Annotated in this window: 1 protein-coding gene; it reads left to right on the plus strand. The window is 68.5% G+C overall.

Annotated elements, in window-relative coordinates; translation table 11 throughout:
* Nucleotides 1-87: 87 nt before the first annotated feature.
* On the plus strand, nucleotides 88-1065 hold a 978-nt coding region (locus ACFXIV_RS48285; RefSeq protein ID WP_379406000.1), incomplete at its 3' end, for a GlxA family transcriptional regulator.

A 1065-nucleotide genomic window follows, 5' to 3' on the forward strand; every position in this document is an offset into this window, starting at 1 on the left:
AGAGATTGCTGCACACCCAAACCCTGCCGCAGCAGGTCAGAACACCACCATTGGCAAGATCGCCACCCTTCGGTCTAATCTCGCCACATGATTACCCACCTCGCGCTCGACGGTGTGCTCGAAGGTGCACTCGGTCTCGGTATCGACATCGTCGACACGGCAGCCGGGATCGCCGGTGACACGACGGGCGGGCGGCTGCGGCAGCGCGTCGCATCACTCGATGGGCTGCCGGTCCGATCCAGCGGTGGGCGGCTGATCAGCGTCGATACCGAAACCCCACTCGGCGCGGCGGAGTTCGAACCCGGCGATATTCTGGTGCTGCCGGGGCCGTCCGCGTCCAGCGAAGCGCGTGTCGAGGAACTGCTGACCCGACCCCAGACCATGCAGGCCGTCGAAATCATCCGGCGTGCCGCTGATTCCGGTGCTACGGTAGCTGCCTCCTGCTCGGCTGTCTTCGTGCTCGCGGCCTCGGGGCTGCTGTCGGGCCGGGCCGCCACCACTACGTGGTGGCTGGCGCCGCTGTTGGCCCGCCGCTTCCCCGATGTCACCGTGCACTCCGATCGCATGGTGGTCGACAGCGGCGCAATACTCACCGCCGGTGCGGCTTTCGCCCACACAGATCTGCTGCTGGCGCTGGTCGCCCGCCTCGGCGGCGGTGCGCTGGCCGAGCAGGTGGCTCACTACCTGGTGCTCGACGCCCGCATGTCGCAGTCGCGCTACATGGTGCTCGAGCATCTACGGGCCACCGACCCGGTGCTGCGCGCCGTTCAACAGCACGTGCACGCCAATCTGCACCGGCAACTATCGCTGGACGAATTGGCCAGTGTCGCAACGGTTTCTCCGCGCACTCTGACCCGCCGCATCCGCGACCGCGTCGGCGTCTCACCCACCCAGTACGTTCATCGCCTCCGGGTCGGGCAGGCGGCCACCCTGCTCACGACCACGCGCGAACCCGTCGACGTGATCGCGGGCGCGGTGGGTTACGCCGATCCGGCGGCCTTCCGGCGCATCTACCGCAGGCACACCGGCGAGACACCGACCGCCACCCGCACCCGCGCGGCCGAA

The sequence above is a fragment of the Nocardia sp. NPDC059236 genome (assembly GCF_042754085.1).
Taxonomy (GTDB): Bacteria; Actinomycetota; Actinomycetes; order Mycobacteriales; family Mycobacteriaceae; genus Nocardia.